The 21,836-nt window shown below is 72.3% G+C and carries 17 protein-coding genes; 12 read left to right on the plus strand and 5 right to left on the minus strand.

The genetic code is table 11. The annotated features are described in order from the left end of the window. The 9 genes from IF19_RS0103620 (at position 1) to IF19_RS0103660 (ending at position 8,555) form a co-directional block, all read left to right on the plus strand. Positions 1 to 1,131, plus strand: coding sequence for an MCE family protein (locus IF19_RS0103620; protein ID WP_030113916.1), 1,131 nt, complete (start codon positions 1 to 3; stop codon positions 1,129 to 1,131). Next, on the plus strand, positions 1,128 to 2,423 hold the full coding sequence (locus IF19_RS0103625) for an MCE family protein (RefSeq protein ID WP_030120326.1): 1,296 nt from the start codon (positions 1,128 to 1,130) through the stop codon (positions 2,421 to 2,423). Before IF19_RS0103620 ends, IF19_RS0103625 begins: the two co-directional genes overlap by 4 nt. After that, the gene (locus tag IF19_RS0103630) at positions 2,420 to 3,655 is read left to right on the plus strand and encodes an MCE family protein (protein ID WP_030113918.1); all 1,236 of its coding nucleotides are present in this window, start codon (positions 2,420 to 2,422) and stop codon (positions 3,653 to 3,655) included. Before IF19_RS0103625 ends, IF19_RS0103630 begins: the two co-directional genes overlap by 4 nt. Then, a complete protein-coding gene (locus IF19_RS0103635) occupies positions 3,652 to 4,173 on the plus strand; it encodes a hypothetical protein (RefSeq protein WP_030113919.1) in 522 nt (173 codons plus the stop codon). The genes IF19_RS0103630 and IF19_RS0103635 overlap by 4 nt, the downstream gene beginning before the upstream one ends. Next, a complete protein-coding gene (locus tag IF19_RS0103640; RefSeq protein WP_078580446.1) occupies positions 4,170 to 4,847 on the plus strand; it encodes a hypothetical protein in 678 nt (225 codons plus the stop codon). Before IF19_RS0103635 ends, IF19_RS0103640 begins: the two co-directional genes overlap by 4 nt. A gap of 191 nt (positions 4,848 to 5,038) precedes the next feature. Further along, positions 5,039 to 5,536, plus strand: coding sequence for a nuclear transport factor 2 family protein (locus IF19_RS0103645; protein ID WP_030113921.1), 498 nt, complete (start codon positions 5,039 to 5,041; stop codon positions 5,534 to 5,536). 51 nt (positions 5,537 to 5,587) lie between these two features. Beyond that, positions 5,588 to 6,397, plus strand: coding sequence for a hypothetical protein (locus IF19_RS0103650; protein WP_030113922.1), 810 nt, complete (start codon positions 5,588 to 5,590; stop codon positions 6,395 to 6,397). A 15-nt stretch (positions 6,398 to 6,412) separates the two neighbouring features. Continuing rightward, positions 6,413 to 7,669, plus strand: a complete 1,257-nt coding sequence (locus IF19_RS0103655) for a lytic transglycosylase domain-containing protein (RefSeq protein WP_030113923.1) — start codon at positions 6,413 to 6,415, stop codon at positions 7,667 to 7,669. A 163-nt stretch (positions 7,670 to 7,832) separates the two neighbouring features. Beyond that, the gene (locus IF19_RS0103660) at positions 7,833 to 8,555 is read left to right on the plus strand and encodes a hypothetical protein (RefSeq protein WP_030113924.1); all 723 of its coding nucleotides are present in this window, start codon (positions 7,833 to 7,835) and stop codon (positions 8,553 to 8,555) included. A 183-nt stretch (positions 8,556 to 8,738) separates the two neighbouring features. Here IF19_RS0103660 and ppk2 read toward each other — a convergent pair whose 3' ends face one another. Beyond that, positions 8,739 to 9,704 (minus strand): polyphosphate kinase 2, encoded by a 966-nt coding sequence (gene ppk2 / locus IF19_RS0103665; protein WP_030113925.1) that lies wholly within the window; start codon positions 9,702 to 9,704, stop codon positions 8,739 to 8,741. Between the two features lie 124 nt (positions 9,705 to 9,828). Next, a complete protein-coding gene (locus IF19_RS0103670) occupies positions 9,829 to 10,890 on the minus strand; it encodes an ATP-dependent DNA ligase (protein ID WP_030113926.1) in 1,062 nt (353 codons plus the stop codon). Between the two features lie 76 nt (positions 10,891 to 10,966). Here IF19_RS0103670 and ligD point away from each other — a divergent pair, with 76 nt between their 5' ends. Then, complete coding sequence (ligD, locus tag IF19_RS0103675) at positions 10,967 to 12,019, plus strand: non-homologous end-joining DNA ligase (RefSeq protein WP_234313145.1); 1,053 nt, start codon at positions 10,967 to 10,969, stop codon at positions 12,017 to 12,019. Next, positions 12,016 to 13,083, plus strand: a complete 1,068-nt coding sequence (locus IF19_RS0103680; protein ID WP_030113928.1) for a membrane protein — start codon at positions 12,016 to 12,018, stop codon at positions 13,081 to 13,083. Before ligD ends, IF19_RS0103680 begins: the two co-directional genes overlap by 4 nt. A 17-nt stretch (positions 13,084 to 13,100) precedes the next feature. Here IF19_RS0103680 and IF19_RS0103685 read toward each other — a convergent pair whose 3' ends face one another. Together IF19_RS0103685 and IF19_RS0103690 are read right to left on the minus strand one after the other, a co-directional pair. Beyond that, a complete protein-coding gene (locus IF19_RS0103685; protein WP_030113929.1) occupies positions 13,101 to 15,344 on the minus strand; it encodes an OmpL47-type beta-barrel domain-containing protein in 2,244 nt (747 codons plus the stop codon). Continuing rightward, positions 15,341 to 17,845 (minus strand): ThuA domain-containing protein, encoded by a 2,505-nt coding sequence (locus IF19_RS0103690; RefSeq protein WP_234313146.1) that lies wholly within the window; start codon positions 17,843 to 17,845, stop codon positions 15,341 to 15,343. Before IF19_RS0103690 ends, IF19_RS0103685 begins: the two co-directional genes overlap by 4 nt. A gap of 274 nt (positions 17,846 to 18,119) precedes the next feature. Here IF19_RS0103690 and IF19_RS0103695 point away from each other — a divergent pair, with 274 nt between their 5' ends. Beyond that, on the plus strand, positions 18,120 to 19,154 hold the full coding sequence (locus IF19_RS0103695) for a multicopper oxidase domain-containing protein (protein ID WP_030120328.1): 1,035 nt from the start codon (positions 18,120 to 18,122) through the stop codon (positions 19,152 to 19,154). Between the two features lie 66 nt (positions 19,155 to 19,220). Here IF19_RS0103695 and IF19_RS0103700 read toward each other — a convergent pair whose 3' ends face one another. After that, entirely contained in the window at positions 19,221 to 21,599 is a 2,379-nt protein-coding gene (locus IF19_RS0103700; protein WP_234313147.1) for a DEAD/DEAH box helicase, read from the minus strand. Positions 21,600 to 21,836: the final 237 nt, after the last annotated feature.

Here is a 21,836-nt window from a genome sequence, read left to right on the forward strand (position 1 = left end):
ATGAGACGCACCCGCATCACCGGCATCGCCGTCGGACTCGCGCTCGTCGCGGTCGCCGCGGCCACCGGAGTGAGCGCCCTGGAGGAGGACGGGAAACTCACCGTCACCGCGTACTTCGAGCGCGCCACCGGCGTCTACGCCGGGTCCGACCTGCGCATCCTCGGCGTCAAGGTCGGCACCGTCCAGTCCGTCGAACCGCGCGGCGAGGAGGTCAAGGTCGTGCTGCGCCTCGACCGGGACGTCGACGTCCCCCGGGACGCCCATGCCGTGGTCGTCGCGCCCAGCCTCGTCGCCGACCGCTACGTCCAGCTCGCCCCGGCCTACGACGGCGGGCCCCGGCTCGCGGACGACGCGGTCCTGCCCGCCGTCCGCAACGCCACCCCCGTCGAGGTCGACGAGCTGTACGCCTCCATCACCGAACTCTCCACCGCGCTCGGCCCGAACGGGGCCAACGCCGACGGGGCGCTGGCCCGGCTGCTGGACACCGGGGCGAAGAACCTCGACGGCAACGGCAAGGCCATCGGGGACTCCATCGAACAGTTCGGCAAGGCCACCAAGACCCTCGACAAGAGCAGCGGCGACCTCTTCGACACCCTGAAGTACCTCCAGGGCTTCACCACCATGCTCAAGGAGAACGACGGCAACGTCCGCAGCGCCGAGCAGCAGCTGAACACGGTCACCAGCTTCCTGGCGGACGACAAGAAGAACCTCAGCGCCGCCCTCAAGGAGCTCGGCGCCGCCCTCGGCCAGGTCAAGGCGTTCATCGCCAAGAACCGCGGCTCGCTCAAGAAGAACGTCGAGGCCCTGGTCCCCGTCACCCAGGCGCTCGCCGACCAGCGCGCCTCGCTCGCGGAGGCGATGGACACCCTGCCGCTCGCGGCGGGCAACGTGCTCAACGCGTACGACCCGGCCTACCGCACCCTCAACGGCCGGACGAACCTCAACGAACTGTCCATGGGCGGGCCGCTGGTGGAGCCCGGGGCCGCCGAGGCCGCGGGCCGGCTCACCGGCCTGGCCCCCGTCGACGAGAACCGCCGCAAGGTCCTGCCCGTCCTGCCGCTGCCCGAGGTCGGCACGGTCTACGGAACGCCCGAGAACCAGCCGGGCAAGAAGAAGGGGGCGGAAGGATGAACGACGACGTCCGCCGCAGACCGGTCGCACGGGCGGCCGTCGCCGGCGTGGCCCTGCTCGCCACCGGCGCGCTGATCGCCCTGGTGGTGGTCCGCCCCGACGCCCCGTCCTTCACCGGCATCGAGCAGATCCCGCTGCCCGGCGGCGCGGACCTGGGCGACCGGCCGTACGAGGTCACTGCCGAATTCGGCGACGTCCTCAGCCTGGCCCCGCAGTCATCGGTCAAGGTCAACGACGTCTCCGTGGGCCGCGTCACGAAGATCGCGCTCGCCCCCGACGGCTGGCGGGCCCGGGTCACCATGCAGGTCAACGGGAGGGTCGAACTCCCCGCCAACGCCTACGCCCGGCTCGAACAGTCCAGCCTCCTCGGCGAGAAGTACATCCAGCTCGCCCCGCCACCCGAGGGCACCGCGCGGGGAACGCTCGCGAGCGCGGGCCGCATCCCGTTCTCCCGCACCAACCGGAACCCGGAGGTCGAAGAGGTCTTCGGCGCCCTGTCCATGCTCCTCAACGGGGGCGGCGTCAACCAGCTCAAGACCATCACCACCGAGCTGAACAAGGCGCTCGCCGGGCAGGAACCGCAGATCCGCTCCGTACTGAAGCGGGTCGACACCCTCGTCACGAACCTGGACGCGAACAAGGGCGACATCACCAAGGCGCTCGACGGCGTCAACCGGCTCGCCGCCACCCTCGCCACCCGCAAACAGGACGTGGGAACGGTCCTCACCGGCCTCAGCCCCGGACTGAAGGTCCTGGAGAAGCAGCGCGGCTCCCTGCTGACCATGCTGCGCTCCCTCGACACCCTCTCCACGGTGGCGGTCGACACGATCAACCGGAGCAAAGCCGACATGATCGCCGACCTCAAGGCGCTCGCCCCGACCCTCAAGGCGCTGGCCGACTCCGGCCAGGACCTCCCCGACTCCCTCCAGGTGCTGCTGACGTACCCGTTCACCGACGAGGTGCTGCGCGGCGTCAAGGGCGACTACCTGAACGTCTACCTGGACGTGACGGCCGTGCCCGGTACTCAGATCATCCCGGCGCTCACCCCGGACCCCCCGGGGATCCCGCAGCCCCCGGCCGGGGGCGAGGGGCCCGCCGCGGCGGCCCGGGGCGCCCTCCCGCTGCCGCTGCCCGCCGTCTCCGGCACCCCGCGGACCACCTCCACACCGGGGGCCACCGGCTCCGCGAAGCCGAAGCCCGACGCGTCCGGCACGTCGAAGTCCGCCGCGCCCGACGCCTCCGGGCCGGCCGCGTCCGGATCCCCGAAGCCCGACAAGGAGGCGACCCCGTGATCACTCTCGCCATCCGGCTGAAGAACCTCGCCTTCCTCGTCATCGCCGTCCTGGTCCTCGGCTACCTGGGCGTCCGCTACGCCGACCTCGGCCACTACGTCGGCCTGCGCAGCTACTACACCGTCAAGGTCCAACTCCCGCAGACCGGCGGCCTGTACACCCACTCCAACGTCACCTACCGGGGCGTCTCGGTGGGCCGCGTCGGACCGATCGAACTGACCGAGGAGGGCGTCGAGGCCGAACTGCGGATCGAGAAGGACGCCCCGCCGATCCCCGACAGCCTCACCGCCGTCGTCGCCAACCTCTCGGCGGTCGGCGAGCAGTACGTCGATCTGCGGCCCACCCGCGCGAAGGGGCCCTACCTGGGCAACGGCTCGGTGATCGACGAGGCCGACACCACCATCCCCGCGCCCCCCACCGACGTCCTCACCGGCATCGACGACCTGGCGAGCTCGGTGAACCTGGAAAGCCTGCGGACCGTCGTCGAGGAGTTCGGCGCCGCCTTCGAGGGGCGCGGCGACGACCTCCAGGTCCTGCTGGACAGCAGCGGCGACTTCGTCGAGGCCGCGGACCGGTCGCTGCCCGTCACCACCCGGCTGATGGCCGACGGCGAGAAGGTCCTGCGCACCCAGGCCGAACAGGGGCGGGCGCTCAAGGGCTTCGCCAAGGGGGCCAAGGAGCTGGCCGCCGAACTCAAGGGGTCCGACGCCGACCTGCGCCGCCTCATCGCGGCCACCCCGGACGCCGCCCTCCAGATCAGCGGACTGCTGCGCGACGTGGACCCGGCGTTCGGCGTCGTCGTCGCCAATCTCCTCACCACCTCCGAGGTGGCGGTCACCCGCCAACGCGGCCTGGAGGAACTGCTCGTGAAGCTGCCCGCCGTCGCCGCCGCCGGAGCGAGCGCGGTCGACGAGGACGGCGCCCGGTTCGGCATGGCCGTCACCTTCTTCGAACCGCTGCCCTGCACCGCCGGCTACGGCGGCACGGTCTACCGCAACGGCCTGGACACCTCGGCCGGCCCCGCCGTCAACAGCGCCGCCCGCTGCACCTCCTCGCCCGGCACCGGCGTCAACGTCCGGGGCAGCGCCAACGCCCCCAAGGGCGGTCCGGTGCCGAAGCCGGCCGTACCGGGCTCGATGAAGCTGCCCGGAACCGCGGACGGCACGCCCGCGACCGGCGAGCGCCGGGCCGCGGGCATGGCGGGGCTGCTGGGTCTGGGAGGCGCCTCGTGACGGCCCGTACCCGGCGGCTGGGCGGCTGGGCCGTCCTGCTCGTCGCCGCGCTCGTCTGCGGACTGGGAGCCTGGTCGTACGGGCAGGCGCGCGGCGACGAATCCCTCGCCTACGCGAAGGCCCGGGACGCCGCCCTGGCGGACGGCCGACGGCATCTGACCACGCTGAACAGCCTGGACGGCACGGACGCGAAGCGGGTGGACACCGGGCTGCGGGCCTGGCTGGACTCCTCCACCGGTCCGCTCCACGACGAGCTGGAGCGGACCCGCGGGGCCGACGCGAAGTCCCTGGCGACGGCGGGCGACACGGCCAGGGGCAAGGTCACGTCGGCCGCGCTCACCGCACTGGACGAGCGCACGGGGACGGCGGAGCTGATCGCCACCGTGGACGTCGAGGTCACCCCGCGCTCCGGCGCGGCCGGCACCCAGCGCAAGCGGTTCGGAGCGACCCTCGCCCGTACGGCCGACGGCTGGAAGGTCAAGGCGCTCGCGGCGATAGGAACGGACGGCGGCCGATGAGAGAGCACGCGGGAACGACCACGGTCGACGGCGAGGCGGTGGCCGAAGCCGAGGCGCGGGAGGCGGCGGCACCGGAACGCGAGCGGGCGCAGGACGGCCGGACGGAGGCCGAGCCGGACGGCGCGGCGGACGGCCGGGGAGAGGAGGACGCGGACGGCCCGGAGGACACGGCGCGCCGACGGTGGCCGCGCGTCCTCGGCGCCCTGCTGGCGGTTGCCCTGATCGTCGTCGGCGGAGTCCTGTACGCGCAGGGCCGCCAGCTCCGGGACACCCCTGCCACGGCGAACCTCGCGCTCACCGACGCGGCGGCGACCACCCGCGTCACCGGCGACGTGAGCAGCGCGCTCACGAAGGTCTTCTCGTACGCCCCCGGCTCCACCGCCACCACGCAGACGGCGGCCAAACAGGTGCTGGCGGGCAAGGCGCTCCAGCAGTACGCGGCGCTGTTCGGCCAGGTGGAGCGGCAGGCAGCCGACCAGAAGCTGACCCTCACCAGCGAGGTCGTCCGGGCCGGTGTGACCCGGCTGACCGGCGACAGCGCCCACCTCCTGGTCTTCCTCGACCAGGTCTACGAGCGGCAGGGCCGCGCCCCCACCACCGCCGCCGCGCAGCTCACGGTGACCGCCGAACTGCGCGACGGACGCTGGTGGATCGTCGAGATCGGCTCCATATGACGGCGGACGGCGGGCGCAGGCGCACCGGTCCGGTTCGGCAGGCAGGGGAGAGGCACCACATGGCACGGCAGCGGACGGCGACAGCCACCACCGAGCGCGACGAGAGCACCGGCGACGGCGGGAGCGCCGCCACCTCCGAGACCTCCGGACGCACCGAACGGCCCGGCGCGGCGAGAGCGAAAAACCCGCTGCTGCTCGCGGCACTGGTCCTGGCCCTCTGCGCGGCCGGCGCGGCGGGCTGGGGCGGCTGGCAGCGCTACCAGGCAGCGAACGACGACTCCGCCTCCTTCGCGCAGGCGCGCGACGACGCGCTGGCGGCGGGGGAGCAGGCGGTGCAGAACATGAACACCCTGGACCACAAGACGCTGGAGCAGGGGCTCGACAGCTGGGAGCAGTCCACCACGGGCGATCTGCACCGCCAACTCGTGGACGGGCGTGACGCCTTCGCCCGGCAGATCACCGAGGCCAAGACGGTCAGCACGGCGAAGGTCCTCTCCGGCGCGGTGACCGAACTCGACGAACGGGCGGGCCGCGCCGGGGTGATGGTCGCGCTGCGCGTCACCGTCACCGCGCCCGAGGGCGAACCGGCGGTGAAGGAGAGCCGGTTGATCGGGAGCCTCACCCGGACCTCGGAAGGGTGGAAGCTCAGCGCGCTGGGCCAGGCACCCGTCGGCGCCACGGCCGGCTGACCCCGGCACCGCACCCGCCCCACCCCGCACGCCCCGGAGAGGACCCACCCCATGTCGACGACCCGCCACCTCGTCAACCGCCGCCGCCGGCTGGCCACGACGCCCCCGCGCACGGCGGAGGCCGAGACGGAGCCGGGCGGCGTGCGGACCGCCGCCCCGGACGGCGAGACCGCCACCGGCCGTGCACCGCGCGAGGCCGTGAGCACCGGCGCCGACCGCGACCCGGAGGCCGGCCGCGAATCGGAAGCCGGCCGGGACTCGGACGCGGCCGGTACCGGCGCCTCCGCCGGCCCCGGCGACGACACCGCGACGGACACTCCCCGCACGAAGACGTCCCGGCCCTCCCGCCTGCGGGTCACCCTGCCCGCCGTGCTCTGCGCGCTGACCGTGCTCCTGGGGGCCTTCGCCGTCTGGGCGTTCACCTCCGCCGACCGCCTCCGCGACGAGCCCGCCCGGCAGAACAGCGCGCTCACCGACATCGGCCGGACCAGCGAGGTGAAGGGCCGGATCAGCGAGGCGGTCGGCGCGGTGTTCTCGTACGACTACGCCTCGCCCGAGCGGGCCGACCGCGCCGCGCGCACCTATCTGACCGGCCGGGCCGTGCGGCAGCACAAGGACATGCTCGCCGATGTCCGGGAGCAGGCGCCCCGGCAGAAGCTGGTCCTCACCACCACCGTGACCGAGAGCGGGGTCGAGTTCCTCGACGGCGACCGCGCCCGGCTGCTGGTCTTCGCCGACCAGAGCAACACCCGTACCGGCAAGGCCGAGGAGACGACGTACGCGGCGGCCATGTTCGCGGTGGACGCCGTCCACCGCGGCGACACCTGGCTGATCGCCGGCATCGACACCTTCACCCGCTGAGCGAGGGGAACCGACATGAGCTTCAACCGCACGATGCGGCACCGGCTCGGCACCACGGCCTCCGCCGTGGCCGCGATGACCGCGCTCACCGCGTCCCAGGCCCCCGGGATCCCGCTGCCCGAGCCACGTCAGGAGAAGGCGGCGTCCTCGGACGACGTCGTGTGGACCGAGGTGCCGGGCGACGACGCGTACCACACCGAACTTCCGCCGCTGCGGTCCCCGGAGCCGCCCCGGCCGCTGAAGCCCGGCGCGAAGCCCGATCCCGTCGTGGCCCGCGCCTGGTCCGAGGCGGGCATCCCGTCCACCGTGCTGGCCGCCTACCGCAAGGCCGAGAGCGCCGTGGGCCGTACCGACCGGGGATGCGGGCTGCCCTGGCAACTGCTCGCGGCGATCGGCAAGGTCGAGTCCGGCCAGGCGTCCGGCGGCCGGGTCGACAAGCGCGGCACCACGCTCTCCCCGATCCTCGGTCCCGCCCTCGACGGGAACGGCTTCGCCCTGATCCGGGACACCGACGGCGGGGCGTACGACGGGGACGGCACCTACGACCGGGCCGTCGGGCCGATGCAGTTCATCCCCTCCACCTGGGCGAACTGGGGCGCGGACGGCAACGGCGACGGCCGCAGGGATCCGCACAACATCTACGACGCGGCGCTCGCCGCCGGCCGCTACCTCTGCGCCGGGACCCGCGACCTGACCCGCCGCGCCGATCTGGACCGGGCGATCCTCAGCTACAACCGGTCCGACACCTATCTGCGAACGGTCCTGTCCTGGCTGGAGTTCTACCGCGGCGGCAGCCACCCGGTCGCCGACGGCGAGGGCGTCCTCCCGGGCAGCCCCGGACCTGGTGGCAAGACCCGGCCGAAGGCCCCGGTCGGCGGCCCCGTCTCCCCGCAGAAGCCCGGCAAGGGCGGCGGAGGCGTCGTCGTCGGCCCGCAGCCCACCAAGCCGCCGAGCCCGACCCCCACGCCCCGCCCCACGGGCCCGGGCTCGCCCAGCCCCAGCCCCGACCCGACGGACCCGGGCCCCGGTCCCACCGATCCCGGGCCGAGCCCCAGCCCGAACCCCACCGACCCGGGCCCGAGCCCGAGCCCGAGTCCCAGCCCCGACCCGACCGGCCCCACCACCCCGCCCGACCCCGGCGAGACCGGACCGGGCTGCCCCGGCGAAACCCCCTCCCCGTCCCCGGCCGACCCCGACCCGACCGCATCGGCCACCGGCGCGAAGGAAGAGCCCGACGACCCGTGCGCGCCGGGTGGGGAAACCGCGGCCTGAGCCGCGCCCGACGCGTCCCTTCGGCCAACCGGGCCGAATTTCGATCCCTTCCCGGAACGTTCGGGAAATCATCGGAAAAGAAGTGAGTGACTTTCTGCTTTCCCTGGGTAGCCGGGCTCGTGAGGGCCCGGGGAGGCCCTCGCCATTTCAGGGAGGGAATGCGATGAAGAAGGTCATCCTGGCTGCGGTTTCGGTGTCGCTCGGGGCGGCGGCACTGGTGGGGTGCGGCGGTGAGGGATCGGATGAGGCGTTCGAGGGAAAGAGCGCCGACACCATCGCTGCGGACGCGGTCAAGGCGACGCGTGACGCGAAGTCCCTGCGGATCGCCGGAAAGGCGAAGCAGCCGGACGGCAACGAGATCGGCCTCGACTTCCACGTCGACGACCAGGATCACTGTACGGGCACCATGACCGGGCAGGGCGCCAAGGCCGATGTCGTCCAGGTCGGGCAGAAGGCGTATGTGCGGGGCGACGAGAAGTTCTGGCAGAACACGCTGAAGGGGAAGCCGGGCACCGAGAAGGTGGTCGAGCAGGTGCAGGGCAAGTGGGTGGCCTCCGACCCGGCGCAGTCCGGCACCGAGGGGATGTGCGACAAGCAGGCCGCCCTCGCCATGCTGGACAGCGACAAGTCCGAGCGCAAGGGGATGAAGAAGGGCGACACCACCGAGGTCGACGGAAAGCCGGCGCTCGTCCTGGAGAAGAACCAGAAGAGCGGCGAGAAGATCACCCTGTACGTGGCCACGGAAGGCGAGCCCTACATTCTCAAGGCGGTGTCCGAGGGCGGCGAGGCGCCGAGCGAGACGGTGCTGAGCGATTACAACAAGAAGGTCGACGCCCAGGAACCCGCCGCCGGGGACGTGGTCGACCTGAAGAAGGTCGGCGCCTGACGCACTCCGCTTTCCGGAGCGACGGACGTCACCGGATTGCGACCTGTGTTCGCGCGCGGAATTCCGCACTCCGATTCTCGTGGAATCATCGAGAAAATCGAGAAAGGGGCTCTTCCACCGGCCGGTGGAAGAGCCCCTTTCGCCGCTCAGGGCCCCTGACGGGAAAGACGTGAGGAGCCCGCCTCACTCCTGCCCGGGATGGTTGCCCGGCCCGTGCGCCCGCCCGGTCAGAGGCGTGGGCGAGAGGGCCGCCCGCTCCTCGCCCGGCTCCAGCAGGGTGTCCGCCGGTCCGACGATCAGCGGGTCCGGGCTGCCTATGGCCTTCTCGTCCTTGCTGTCGTAGTCGAACCGCCACAGGAGACTGCGCATCGCCTCCAGCCGGCCGCGCTTCTTGTCGTTGTTCTTCACCACGGTCCACGGCGCGTACTCGGTGTCCGTGGCCCGGAACATCTCGACCTTCGCGGCCGTGTACTCGTCCCACAGGTCCAGCGACGCCAGGTCGGTCGGCGACAGCTTCCACTGGCGGACCGGATCGACCTGCCGGATCGCGAACCGGGTGCGCTGCTCGCTGCGGGAGACCGAGAACCAGAACTTCACCAGCAGCACGCCGTCCTCGACCAGCATCCGCTCGAACTGCGGCGCCTGCCGCAGGAAGTGCTCGTACTGCTCCGTGGTGCAGAAGTCCATCACCCGCTCCACCCCGGCCCGGTTGTACCAGGAGCGGTCGAAGAAGACGATCTCGCCGGCGGTCGGGAGCTGGGCCACATAGCGCTGGAAGTACCACTGGCCGCTCTCGCGCTCGGTGGGCTTCTCCAGGGCGACCACGCGCGCGCCACGCGGGTTCAGCCGCTCGGTGAACCGCTGGATGGTCCCGCCCTTGCCCGCCGCGTCACGGCCCTCGCAGAGGACCACCAGCCGCTGCCCGCTCTCCCGGACCCAGCGCTGGAGCTTGAGCAGTTCGATCTGGAGGACCCGCTTGCCCCGCTCGTACTCCTTGCGCCGCACCCGCCGGTCGTACGGGTAGTTCTCCCGCCACGTCTCGATGGGACGGCCGCGGTCGTCCAGCAGGACGGGCTGCTCGGGGCGGCTGCCGTCTACGGTCAGCCCCTTCAGCAGCTCCGCCGGATCGGTTCCCGGTCCTTCGGTCATCGCCCTGGTCTCCCCGCTCGCTCGTCGTCCACCGGTGCGGGAGAGGGCCCACCCCGCCGCGGGTGGGCCCTCTCCCGCACCGGAACGTGCCCCCGCCGCCGCCGTCCATGCCGCGCCCGTGCTCTCAGCCGCCCGCCAGCACCTCGGCGAGATCGTAGGAGACGACCTCCTCCAACTGCGCGTACACACAGCTCGCGGGGGACCGGTCCGGCCGCCACCGGCGGAACTGGGTGGTGTGCCGGAACCGGTCGCCCTCCATGTGGTCGTACGCCACCTCGCACACCCGCTCCGGGCGCAGCGGCACCCACGACTGGTCCTTCTTGCCCGACCAGCGGTTCTGCGTCCCCGGCAGCCGGGACTGCTCGTGCGCCTCCGCCTGCGCCCAGGCGCCCCACGGATGGTCGGCGAACGCGCAGCGCAGCGGGGCCAGTTCCGCCGCCAGCTCGGCGCGCCGCCTCATCGGGAAGGCCGCGCAGACCCCGACGTGCTGGAGCACGCCCTCGGAGTCGTACAGGCCGAGCAGCAGCGAGCCGACGACGGGCCCGCTCTTGTGCTCGCGGTAGCCCGCGACCACCACGTCGGCGGTCCGCTCGTGCTTGATCTTGTACATCGCCCGGGTGTCGGGCCGGTAGGGCAGGTCCAGCGGCTTGGCCACGATCCCGTCGAGCCCGGCCCCCTCGTACCGGTCGAACCACCCCCGGGCGACATCGAGGTCCGTGGTGGACGGGGCGAGGAACACGGGGGCCGATGCCCCGGCGAGCGCGGCCTTCAGCACCTTCCGCCGGTCCGCCTGCCGGGTGGAGAGCAACGAGGTCTCGTCCACCGCCAGGACGTCGAACGCGATCAGGCTCGCCGGAGTGCGCTCGGCCAGCATCCGTACCCGGGAGTCCGCCGGATGGATGCGCTCGCCGAGCCGCTCGAAGTCCAGCCGGCCCTCGTGGGCGACGACGATCTCCCCGTCGATCACGCAGCGCGGCGGAAGGTTCTCCCGCACGACGTCGACCAGGTCGGGGAAGTAGCGGGTCAGCGACTTGCCCGTACGGCTGCCGAGCTCGACCTCGTCGCCGTCCCGGTAGACGATCGTCCGGAAGCCGTCCCACTTCGCCTCGTACGCCATGCCCGGCGGGATCCTCGCCACCGACTTGGCGAGCATCGGCTTCAGGGGCGGCATCACCGGCAGGTCCATGGCCCGATTGTTCACCCAGCACCGACCGGTGTCTCCCGATGTGCGGCATATGTGCGACCGGCCTACGGTGGCCGTCATGGGAGCAGCGGTGGAGCTGGACGCGGACGGGCGGGCCGTGAGGCTGTCCAACCCGGACAAGGTGTACTTCCCGGAGAAGGGCTACACCAAGAGGGACGTGGCCGAGTACTTCCTGGCCGTGGGGCCCGGCATCACCCGGGCCCTCAACCACCGGCCCACCACCCTCCAGCGCTTCGTGGACGGCGTCGAGGGCGACTTCTTCTACCAGAAGCGCGCCCCGAAGAACCTCCCCGAGTGGATCCCGACCGCGCGGATCGCCTTCCCCAGCGGACGGTCGGCCGACGAGATCTGCCCGACCGAACTCGCCGCCGTCCTCTGGGCCGCCAACCTCGGCACGCTCACCTTCCACCCCTGGCCGGTGCGGGCCGGGGACACCGACCACCCGGACGAACTGCGCATCGACCTCGACCCGCAGCCCGGCACCGGCTACGCGGACGCGGTCACCGCCGCCCACGAGCTGCGCTCCGTCCTGGAGGACCACGGCCTACGCGGCTGGCCCAAGACCTCCGGCGGGCGCGGAATGCACGTCTTCGTCCCCATCGAACCCGCCTGGACCTTCACCGAGGTGCGACGCGCCGCCATCGCCGCCGGGCGCGAGCTGGAGCGCCGGATGCCCGACCGGGTGACCACGGCCTGGTGGAAGGAGGAGCGCGGGGAGCGGATCTTCGTCGATTTCAACCAGACGGCCCGTGACCGCACCATCGCCTCCGCCTACTCGGTACGGCCCTTCCCGCACGCCCCGGTCTCCGCGCCGCTGCGCTGGGAGGAGATCGACGACGCCGTACCGCGCGACTTCGACATCCGCACGCTGCCCGCGCGCTATGCCGAAGTGGGCGACGTCCACGCCGGCATGGACCAGGAGGCGTTCCGGCTCGACGGGCTGCTGGAGCTGGCCGACCGGGACGAGAAGGAGCGCGGCCTCGGCGACATGCCGTATCCGCCGGAGTACCCGAAGATGCCCGGCGAGCCCAAGCGCGTCCAGCCCAGCCGTGCCCGCCACGACGACGGGGAAGACGACGGCCGGGGCACGAACGGCGGCGGGACGGAGTGAGCGGGAGCAGCGAACGGCACGGGGCCCACGGCCGCCCGCCGACGCTCCGCGAGCGCTGGGAGGCGTACAAGAACGGTCCGTTCCTCCCCGCGACCGTCCTCGTCCTCATCGTCGCCGCGGCGGCCGGACTCTTCGCCGGCTCCTACACGTACGCCATGGCCAACCCCACCCCGCACCGCATCCCGGCGGCCCTGGTCACCGAGCCCGAGGTGCGCGGCGGGCGGGAGTTCGTCCTCGGGATGGAGAAGGCGCTCGACGCCTCCCTCGACCTGCGCGACTATCCCGACGCCGCCGGAGCCCGCCGAGCGCTGGACGAGCAGAAGGTCTTCGCGATCGTGCGCGCCTCCGGGGGAGGGGTGGCGCTCCACGTGGCAGGCGCGTCCGGTGCGTCGGTGGCCGAACTCCTCGGCAAGGCCGGCGTCGAGGTGGGCGACGCCACCGGCACCGAGGTCACGGTCAGGGACGTCAAACCGCTCCAGCGGGGCGATCCGCGCGGCCTCGCGCTGTTCTACATCTCGCTGGCCGCCGTCATCATGGGCTTCCTCGGCGCGATCCAGCTCAGCGTGCACGCCCACGGCCTCAACCCGGCCGAGCGCATCGCCTTCACCGTCGCCTACGCCCTGCTCGGCGGCTTCGCCATCGCGGCGGCCGTGGACTGGTGGCTCGGGGCGGTGGACCTGCCGTTCGTCCAGTCCTGGCTGATCCTGGCGTTCACGATGTTCACCTCCGGCATGGTCTTCACCATGTTCAACACCCTGATGGGCCGCTGGGCGATGATCCCCACCTGGGGCGTCATGGTGCTCCTCGGCAACCCGTCCTCCGGCGGCGCGGTCTCCTGGCCGCTGCTGCCATCGGCGCTCGGCCACATCGGCCGCTGGCTGCCGCCGGGCGCGTCCGTCAACGCCCAGCACACCGCCGTCTACTACCAGGGCCACCAGTTCGTCTTCCCGTACCTGGTCCTCGCCGCGTGGGCGCTGGTCTCCTGCACGGTGTTCTGGGTGTGGCGGCACCGGCACCCGGGAGGCCGCGCCCGCACGCCGGAGCATGCGGCCGCGGCCACCTGAGACCTTCTCCGCGCGGGTTACAGCTCCTTGATGCGGATGTCGCGGTAGGAGATGACGTCGGTGACGCCGTGGACCTGGAGCCCGATGTACCCGGAGGCGAACCGCCGGCCGTCGGTGCCCGGGTCGTCGCCCCGCGGCGGCTCGAAGAGCTGACCGCGCGTGTTGTCGAACCGGTTGATCAGGACACCGTTGCGGTAGATCTCGTACGTCTGGTCGACCACCTTGATCTCGTAGTCGTTCCAGGTGCCCTTGGGCGTGACCCCGGCGCCGCCGAGCCCCACCCGGTCGAAGCCGTAGACCGAACCGGTTTTGTACATGTCGCCGTCGGGCCGGTCGTTGATCTGGATCTCATGGCCGTACTTGATGGCGACCCACTCGGGGCGGGACTCCTCCGGGTGGTCGTGGACCTTCGGGAAGCGGACGAAGACCCCGCCGTTGGCGTTGCCGGAGCCGGGGGCGTCGTCCCGCCACTGGAGCTTGAGCGAGTAGTCGCCGTAGGCCCGGTTCGGCAGCCACAGCATGCCCATGCCGTCCACCGAGGTCGAGCTGGTGATCGAGCCCTCCTCCTCGTTCAGCTCGAACCTGCCGCCGCCGACCTGCTCCCACTTGGCGAGGGAGGCCGCCGTGCCGTCGAAGAGCTTGGTGTAGCCCTCGGACTGGCCCGGCTTGCCGATGCCCGACTGCTTGGCGGCCTGGTTGATCGCCCTGCGCTCGCGCTGGTCGATGACGCCGTCGGTCTTGAGCTTGTCGAGGACCGCCGTGACGTGCTTGAGGAACAGGGCGTTGGAGGACCAGTCCTTCTCGTCCTCGATCAGCTCGTTGATCGTGCAGCGGTTGCGGGTGATGCGGTTGGGGACGCCCGTGTCGATCGTGCCGACGAAGACGGTGTGCCGCTCGTCGAACTCCGCGCAGTTCGGCGCGGGGACCCCGCCGCCCCGGGCGATGGTGAACGACGCCTTCTTCGCCGCGGAGGTGTTGCCCGCCTTGTCGGTCGCCCGGTGGGCGATGATGTGGTGGCCCACCCGGTCCACGATCACCGGGGCGGTGTACGCGAGGTACGGTCCGCCGTCGAGGCTGTACTCCACCTTGTCCACGCCCGAGTCGTCGTCGGTCGCGGTCACGGTCGCCCTGGCGCTGGTGATGAACGCGCCGTCGCTGTTCCGGTCGCCCTCCACCTTCGCCGAGGTCTCCGGAGCCGTCCGGTCCTGTGACGGCGGCTCGACCACGGTGAACGCGACGGACTTCTCGGCCGCGACGTTGCCCGACCGGTCGGTGGCCCGGTAGCGGACCGTGTGCTCGCCGGTCTCGTGGACCATCACCGGCGCGGTGTACGCCTTCCACGCGCCGTCGGCGCCGAGCGCGTACTCGATGGTGTTGACGCCGGACCCGGTGTCGGACGCGGTGACGGTGACCGTGGCCATGCCCAGGTACGCGCCCGCGTCGTCCTTCTCGCCCGTGACGGTCGCCGAGGTCTCCGGCGGGGTCTCGTCGTCGGTCGGCGGTGCCGCCACCGCGAAGTCGACGGACTTCTCCGCGGCCGCGTTGCCGGCCTTGTCGGTGGCCCGGTAGCGAACGGTGTGGTCGCCGACCTCGTCCACCACGACGGGCGCGGTGTAGGGCTGCCACGCGCCGTCGGCCCCGAGCGCGTACTCGACGGTGTCGACGCCGGAGCCCGCGTCGCTGGCCTCGACGGTGACGGTGGCCTGGCCGATGTATGCGCCGTCGCCGTTCTTGTCGCCGTCGACCTTCGCCGAGGTGGCGGGGGCCTCGGTGTCCTCGCCGCCACCGCCCTCGGTGACCGTCAGGACGCCCTTCATCTCACCGTGGCCGGGGATCGTGCAGTGGTAGAAGTACTTCCCCGGCGTGAGGGTGACCTCGACGCTGTGCTTGCCGCCCTCGGCGTCGCTCGGATTGGCGAGGATGTTCAGCTGGACGTCGCTGTTGTACTCCGGGTCCGATGTGCTGAACGTCAGCGTGTGCGGCATGCTCGTGGTGTTGCCGGTGGCCGCGCTGTTCTCGAAGACGATGGTCGCCTTGCCGGCCACCGCCGTCTCCGGCGCGGTCAGGTAGTGGTCGATCGGGTCGCCCGCGGTCCAGGTGAGCACCTGGTCCGCCGCCTCGGCCGCGGGGGCGTCGCCGCCCTTGCCGTACGCGGCCGTCGAGGTCAGCCCGAGGACCATCAGCAGGGAGGCCAGCAGGGCCGTCCAGAGGCGCGGCGGCCGGCGCCGCCTCCGCCGTCCCGGGAGGGAGGGGTGTCTCACTTCGCCGCCGCCTTTCCGACGAGGTCCGCGACGGCCGGGGTCGCGCCGCCGCCCTTGTACGTCACGCGCCACAGCGCGGACTTGGAGTCCGAGGTGAAGAAGCCGCGCCCGTAGTCGAGGACGTACAGCGAACCGTCCGGAGCGAACTTCCAGTCCATCAGGTTGCGGATGCCGTCCGCCCCGACCGGGATGATCTTCTTCAACGACTCGGCGTGCGTGGGCAGTCCGCCCTTGCCGACCGTCTTCGGGTCGGTGAGCACGGCGTGCCGGGGCTGGGTGTCGTCGTAGAAGTCGCCGACGAACCACTTGCCGTCCCAGTACGCCGGCCACTTCGCGGTGGACTCGCTGCTCGCGTCGTAGCGGTAGACCGGGCCGTTCATCGTGGCCTGCCCGCCGCCCTTGAGCCAGGGCAGGAGCTGCTTGCCCTCCTCCGTCTTGTAGCTCGGTACGCCGTTGGCGTCGCGCGGGTAGTCGACCCCGCCGCCCTGAGGGGAGTACCAGATGGTGTTCGGCGTCACCGGCGGCAGCTTGACCAGGCCGTCGTTGTTCGGCGACTCGTTCTTCGGGGCCTTGCAGTCGTACCAGCCGAGAGGCTTCGTCGGGTCCGGCAGATTGCGGTCCCGGTAGGGCTGGTTGTTGCCCATGCAGTACGGCCAGCCGTGGTTGCCCGCCTTGGTGATCGCGGCGAACGTGTCGTACTTCGCCGGGCCCCACGTGGTGGAGGGCGAGCCCGCGTCGGGGCCGACCCAGCCCGCGTACAGGGTGTCCGTCGCCGGGTCGATCGAGATGCGGGCCGGGTTGCGCACGCCCATCACGTAGATCTCGCCGCGCGTCTTGCCGCCGCCCTCGTCCGGCTCCTTGCCGGTGAAGAGGTTGCCCGACGGCAGCGTGTACGTGCCGTCGCCCTCCGGGTGGATGCGCAGGATCTTCCCGTTGAGGTTGTTGGTGTTGCCGGCGGTGCGCCGGGCGTCGGCGAACGAGACGCCCTTGTAGTTCGGCTGCGGGTTGTTGCCGGAGTAACCGTCGCTGAAACCGGAGGAGTTGTTGTCACCGGTCGCGATGTACAGGTTGTCCTGGGAGTCCCACGCCATCCCGCCGCCCGCGTGGCAGCAGCTGTTGATCTGCACCGGCCAGCCGAGCAGCACCTTCTCCGAGGCCAGGTCCAGCTTGTCGGTCGACGGGTCGAAGGTGAAGCGCGAGACCTGGCGGGTCGCCATGCGCTTGTCGCGGTCGATCTTCGCGTGCGGCGTGTAGTGCAGGTACACCCACCCGTTCGACGCGAAGCCGGGGTCCAGCTCGATGCCGAGCAACCCCTCCTCGACCTTGACCAGTTCGTCGCCGCCGCCCTTGTTGCCGAAGACGTCGAGCGCCCCGGCCAGGGTGACCTTCTTCGTCTTCGGGTCGTAGACGTGGATCTCGCCCTTGCCCTTGCCGATGTTCGGGTCGTTCCAGTCGGTGACGACCGGGACCGAACTGGCCGTGCCGCCGCGCCCGATGTAGAAGATCCGCCCGTCCGGCGCGGTCACCAGGCCGTGCGGTTCGCCGATCTGGTCGTTCTGGCCCGGCTGGTTGGGCCGGGTGACGCGCTCGGCCGCGTAGTTGGAGGTGATCGTCGCCTTGCAGTCGGCCTGCGAGGTCCGGTTGGTCCAGGCGAGCGCGCCGCGCAGGTGGTCGCGGAAGTCGGTCTCCGCGAAGCTGTCCGCCGTGCCGCCCATCGCCGTGTAGAAGGACCGGCCGCCGTCGTAGTCGCGGCACCAGGAGACCGGGTGGTCCCAGCCGTTGGCGTTCGCGCCCGGCTTGTACGTCGACTCCCGGACGCGTGCCACGGTGTGGACGTCGCCGGACGGGTTCTTCGCCCAGTTCAGCCAGGCGTCGGGGCGCTTCCACTCCAGCGGCAGGTTCTTGGTCGCCGGGTGGATCCGGTCCCCGACCTCCACCGTCGCCCGCTGGACCGGGGCCGGGCCGTTCGCCGCCGGACGGGCGCCGACCAGACCGGTGAACCAGTCCGAGTACGGCTCGGTCCGCGCCGCGTCGTGGATGCCGAGGAAGCCGCCGCCCGCCTCCATGTACGCCTCGAGACCCGCCTCCTGCGCCGGGTCGAGGACGTCGCCCCCGCCGGTCAGGAAGACGACGGCGTGGAAGGAGCCGAGCCGCTTGCCGTTGGTGAAGACCTTCGGATCATTGGTGGCCACCGTGGTGAACCGCTGTCCCTCCGGTCCGGAGAGCCCGATCTTCTCGATCGCCGCGATCCCGGCGTCGGCGTACGGCGCCTCGTCGCCCGCCGACGCGTGGAACACCAGCACCTTGACCTGGTTCTTCGCACCCGGCGGCGACGGCAGGGACAACGTTGTCGCCATCTTCTCCACCAGGGCCCGGTCCGGCGACGTGTCGGCGCTGGCCGGGCCGCCCGCGCCCAGCATGGACACGGTCAGTGCGCCGGCCGCCACGGCCGCCGCGAGGCCGCGTCGTGATCTGGACCGGTGATGCGATGCGCGCTGCATGGGGTCACCCACCCCTCTCTGGTCACTGCACCTCTCGGTGACTGTGGCTTGCTCGCTCTTCGTCGGTGCCTCTCGATTCACCGCGACAGCGCATGAAGCTAGACCTCTTTTCGCGGCGCGCCAAGAGATGAGGCGGCATTCGAACGAACTTTGTCCTGAGTGTGGATAAACGGGGGTGCCCCGGCTACGGTGTGGCCCGTTCCGGCGATCCCGCGAGTGGCCGCCCCCGTAGCGGCCGTTCCGCCAGTTTCCTTATCGCAGTGGGGAGTTCGACATGGACCGAAGGACCTTCAGCCGCCGGATGCTGGTCGGCGGAGCCGCCGCTGCCGCCACGGGGGTGACATCGTTGTCGCTCGGGGCCGTGGAAGCGAGCTCCGCCGAGAAGCCGCCCCGTACGGCTCCGGCCGGCGGAGTGGTGCGCCGACTGAAGATGTACGCCGAGAAGCTGCCGGACGGTCAGCTCGGCTACGGCTTCGAGAAGGGCAAGGCGTCGATCCCCGGCCCCCTCATCGAGCTGAACGAGGGCGACACGGTCCACATCGACTTCGAGAACCTCACCGACGTCGACGCCAGTCTCCACGTCCACGGCGTGGACTACGACATCGCCAACGACGGCACCCGGATGAACAAGAGCCACGTCGAGCCCGGCGGAACCCGGACGTACACCTGGCGCACCCACGCCCCGGGCCGCCGCAAGGACGGCACCTGGGAGCCCGGCAGCGCGGGCTACTGGCACTACCACGACCACGTCGTCGGCACGGACCACGGCACCGGCGGCATCCGCAAGGGGCTCTACGGACCCGTCGTGGTCCGCCGCAAGGGGGACATCCTGCCGGACCAGACGTGCACGGTCGTCTTCAACGACATGATGATCAACAACAAGACGGCCCACAACAGCGTCAACTTCGAGGCCACGGTGGGGGACCGGCTCGAATTCGTGATGATCACGCACGGCGAGTACTACCACACCTTCCACATCCACGGTCACCGCTGGGCCGACAACCGGACCGGCCTCCTCACCGGCCCCGACGACCCCAGCCGGGTGATCGACAACAAGATCTGCGGTCCCGCGGACTCCTTCGGCCTCCAGATCATCGCGGGCGAACGCGTGGGGGCGGGCGCGTGGATGTACCACTGCCACGTCCAGAGCCACTCGGACATGGGCATGGCGGGCCTGCTGCTGATCAAGAAGCCGGACGGCACGATCCCGGGGTACGAGCCGCATCACAGCACGGCCGGGGCGGAGGAGAAGAAGACGGAGAACGGGGTGGGCGAGAAGGCCGCCGGAGCCGGCGGGCACCAGCACTGACGCCGATCCGGCCCGAGGGGGCGGCGGGCGCCGGAAGCGAACGCCGTCGGCCACATCCGGTCGGAGTCACGCCCAGTCGGGGTCGCCCCGTGGCGCGGGGGCCGGACCGGGCGCGGGGTTCGCGCTGGGCGTGGGGTCCGGCCCAGGCGTGAGGTTCGCACTGTGCTCGGGGTCCGGCCCGGGTGTGGAGTCCGGATCGGGCGCGGGGTTCGCGTCGGGCGCCGGGTCAGGGCCCTTCGGCGCCCCCGCCATCCGCTGCTGCTCCTCCTCGACGATGCGCCGCGCCAGCGCCGCGTCCGAGACGTCGACCGCGTCCGGCGTGGTCTCCGCGAGATCGCTGCGCCGCGCGTACGCGTCGAACAGCCGGTTCTTCCGGGCCAGCAGCTCCACCAGCCGCTGGTCCACGCTGTCCTCGGCGAGCAGCCGGTGCACCTGGACCGTGCGCACCTGGCCCATCCGGTGCGCACGGGCCACCGCCTGGTGCTCCAGCGTGGGCTTGACCTGCGGCTCGCACAGGATCACCACGGAGGCCGCCTGCAGATTCAGACCGGTGCCGCCCGCCTGGATCTGGCTCAGCAGCACCGCGTGCCCCTCCACCGAGGAGAACGCGTCGACCAGCTCCTGCCGCCCGGCCGGCGGGATGCTCCCCGAGAGGGGCCCGACGACGTCCGGGCCCAGGGCCTCGCCGACCGCCGCGAGAACCTCGCGGAAGTAGGAGAACACGACCACCTTCAGACCGTTCTCCCGCGCCTCGCCGACCAGTTCGCGCAGCCGCTCCAGCTTCGCGGAGGTCGCGGGCACGGCGTACGCGGCCCGGCGCATCCGCATGAACCGGCCGGAGGCGACCGCCTCGCGGTACGCCTCCCGGTCCTCGGGCCCGAACTCCTCCCACTCGTCCACCTGGACCAGCGCCGGGAGTTCGGCGAGGACGTCCGCCTGGTTGCGGCGCAGATAGGCGGGCGCCACGGCCCGGCGGAAGGCCCGCGACCCGGCCGCGCCGTGCGTCGTGCTCACCGCCGGGGCCAGCTCGGGCCTCAGCCGGCGCACCAGGCTGCGGAACTCCTCCACCCGGTTCTCCATCGGGGTGCCGGTGAGGAACAGGACGTGCTCCACCTGCTCCGCCCACCCCGCCACCGCAGGGGACCTGCGCGTCTCGGCGTTCTTCACGAAGTGCGCCTCGTCCACCACCAGCATGGCCGGCCGTACCCGTGCCGCCGCGCCCCCGGGCAGCAGGTGCAGTGCGTCGAAGGTGGTCACCGCCACCCCGCCGGCCTCCCGCCAGTCCGCGAACGCCTCGGTCCGCTCCGTACCGTGCACGGGGACGGCGCGCAGGGTGGAGCGGGCCCGGATCTCGCGGGTCCAGTTGATCAGCACGCTCGCCGGGCAGACCACGAGGAAGTGGGTCTCGCCGCCGGCGGCGAGGTGGGCCAGTGCGGCGATGGCCTGCACGGTCTTGCCGAGGCCCATCTCGTCCCCGATGATCACCCGCTTCTGCGCCAGCGCGAAGCGCGCTCCGAACGCCTGGTAGCCGCGCAGCGACACCCGCAGGAACGTGTCGTCCAGCCGCAGCGCCCGCACCCGGTCCGCGATCCCGGCGGGCAGGAACCCTTCGGCCGCGTCCCGGTCCGGGCCGCTGCCGGACAGCTCCGCGAGCAGGCTGTAGTACTCGGCGGACCGCAGCTCGAAGTCCACCCACGCCTCGGCGGGGGAGGCGTCGGAGCGCAGCAGGTCGGCCGACGCCTGCGCGAACAGGACCGGCAGCTCCCGCTCGTCGGCGTCCGCCACCGCCGCCCGCACCGCGCCGAGCGCTTCGCGCACCCGCGCCCGCGTCCCGGCCCCGGCGAGCAGCATGCGCAGCCGGCTCCCGGCGGGCGCGGCGGACTCCACGGGCTCTTCCAGCAGTCCGGTCAGCCGCCGGGCCGCGTCCACCGCCCGGCGCGCGCCCGGGCCCGCCTCGACGAGCCGGTGCAGGGCGGTGACCAGGGCGGTGCTCGTGTCGTCCGGGGCGTCCACGTCGATCCGCACCGAGACGGTGTCGCGCACGGCGTGGGCGATCTGCCGGGCGGCGGCCAGCGCCTGGTCGGCGGTGTGCGCCCCGACCCCGGGAAGCTGCCGCAGCGCGTACCGGTCGGTGCCGTGGACCTGGCCGACCGTGCCGAACCCGGCCTGCTCCAGGGCCCCGAGCCGCAGCCGGCCCTCCGTGACGTCCTTGAGCCGGGAGACGGGGATGTGGGCCAGCTCCCGGCCCACCAGGGAGTCGAGGAGCGGGTCGAGCACGGTCCGTACGGCGTCCACCGCGCCCGCCCGGTCCGCCGGCACGGCACGGGCGCCCGCCAGCAGCCGCTCGGCCCGCGCCAGCAGCTCCCGCGCCGCCGCGCCCACGGCCACCGGGTCACCGGCCGCCGCAGGCGCGCCCGTAGTGCCCGCCGTCCCGCTCCGCCTCATGCGCGTCCCTCTGCTCCCCGGACGGCCCCCGGCCCCGGCACCCCGTTCTCCCCGCCATCGTCCCACGCACCGCCGACACCCCCGGGCCCGCGCCGTACGTCCGCGGGGAGGCCGGCCCCCGACACCGGCCGTACTCCGGCGCCCGCGACGCACGCCGCGCCGCGCCGGTGCAACGCCTGGCCCCGGCTCCCGTCCGCTGTCTAGCCTGGCCGCATGACCGACGCGATGACCGCCGGA

The sequence above is a fragment of the Streptomyces californicus genome, from assembly GCF_000717645.1.
GTDB lineage: Bacteria > Actinomycetota > Actinomycetes > Streptomycetales > Streptomycetaceae > Streptomyces > Streptomyces californicus.

Excerpts from the sequence above, each read along its gene's own strand:
- IF19_RS0103655 (WP_030113923.1), top strand. The coding sequence starts at position 6,413 with ATGAGCTTCAACCGCACGATGCGGCACCGGCTCGGCACCACGGCCTCC.
- IF19_RS0103690 (WP_234313146.1), bottom strand. The coding sequence starts at position 17,845 with ATGCAGCGCGCATCGCATCACCGGTCCAGATCACGACGCGGCCTCGCG.
- IF19_RS0103700 (WP_234313147.1), bottom strand. The coding sequence starts at position 21,599 with ATGAGGCGGAGCGGGACGGCGGGCACTACGGGCGCGCCTGCGGCGGCC.
- IF19_RS0103625 (WP_030120326.1), top strand. The coding sequence starts at position 1,128 with ATGAACGACGACGTCCGCCGCAGACCGGTCGCACGGGCGGCCGTCGCC.
- IF19_RS0103640 (WP_078580446.1), top strand. The coding sequence starts at position 4,170 with ATGAGAGAGCACGCGGGAACGACCACGGTCGACGGCGAGGCGGTGGCC.
- IF19_RS0103695 (WP_030120328.1), top strand. The coding sequence starts at position 18,120 with ATGGACCGAAGGACCTTCAGCCGCCGGATGCTGGTCGGCGGAGCCGCC.
- ppk2 (WP_030113925.1), bottom strand. The coding sequence starts at position 9,704 with ATGACCGAAGGACCGGGAACCGATCCGGCGGAGCTGCTGAAGGGGCTG.
- IF19_RS0103660 (WP_030113924.1), top strand. The coding sequence starts at position 7,833 with ATGAAGAAGGTCATCCTGGCTGCGGTTTCGGTGTCGCTCGGGGCGGCG.
- ligD (WP_234313145.1), top strand. The coding sequence starts at position 10,967 with ATGGGAGCAGCGGTGGAGCTGGACGCGGACGGGCGGGCCGTGAGGCTG.
- IF19_RS0103670 (WP_030113926.1), bottom strand. The coding sequence starts at position 10,890 with ATGGACCTGCCGGTGATGCCGCCCCTGAAGCCGATGCTCGCCAAGTCG.
- IF19_RS0103650 (WP_030113922.1), top strand. The coding sequence starts at position 5,588 with ATGTCGACGACCCGCCACCTCGTCAACCGCCGCCGCCGGCTGGCCACG.
- IF19_RS0103620 (WP_030113916.1), top strand. The coding sequence starts at position 1 with ATGAGACGCACCCGCATCACCGGCATCGCCGTCGGACTCGCGCTCGTC.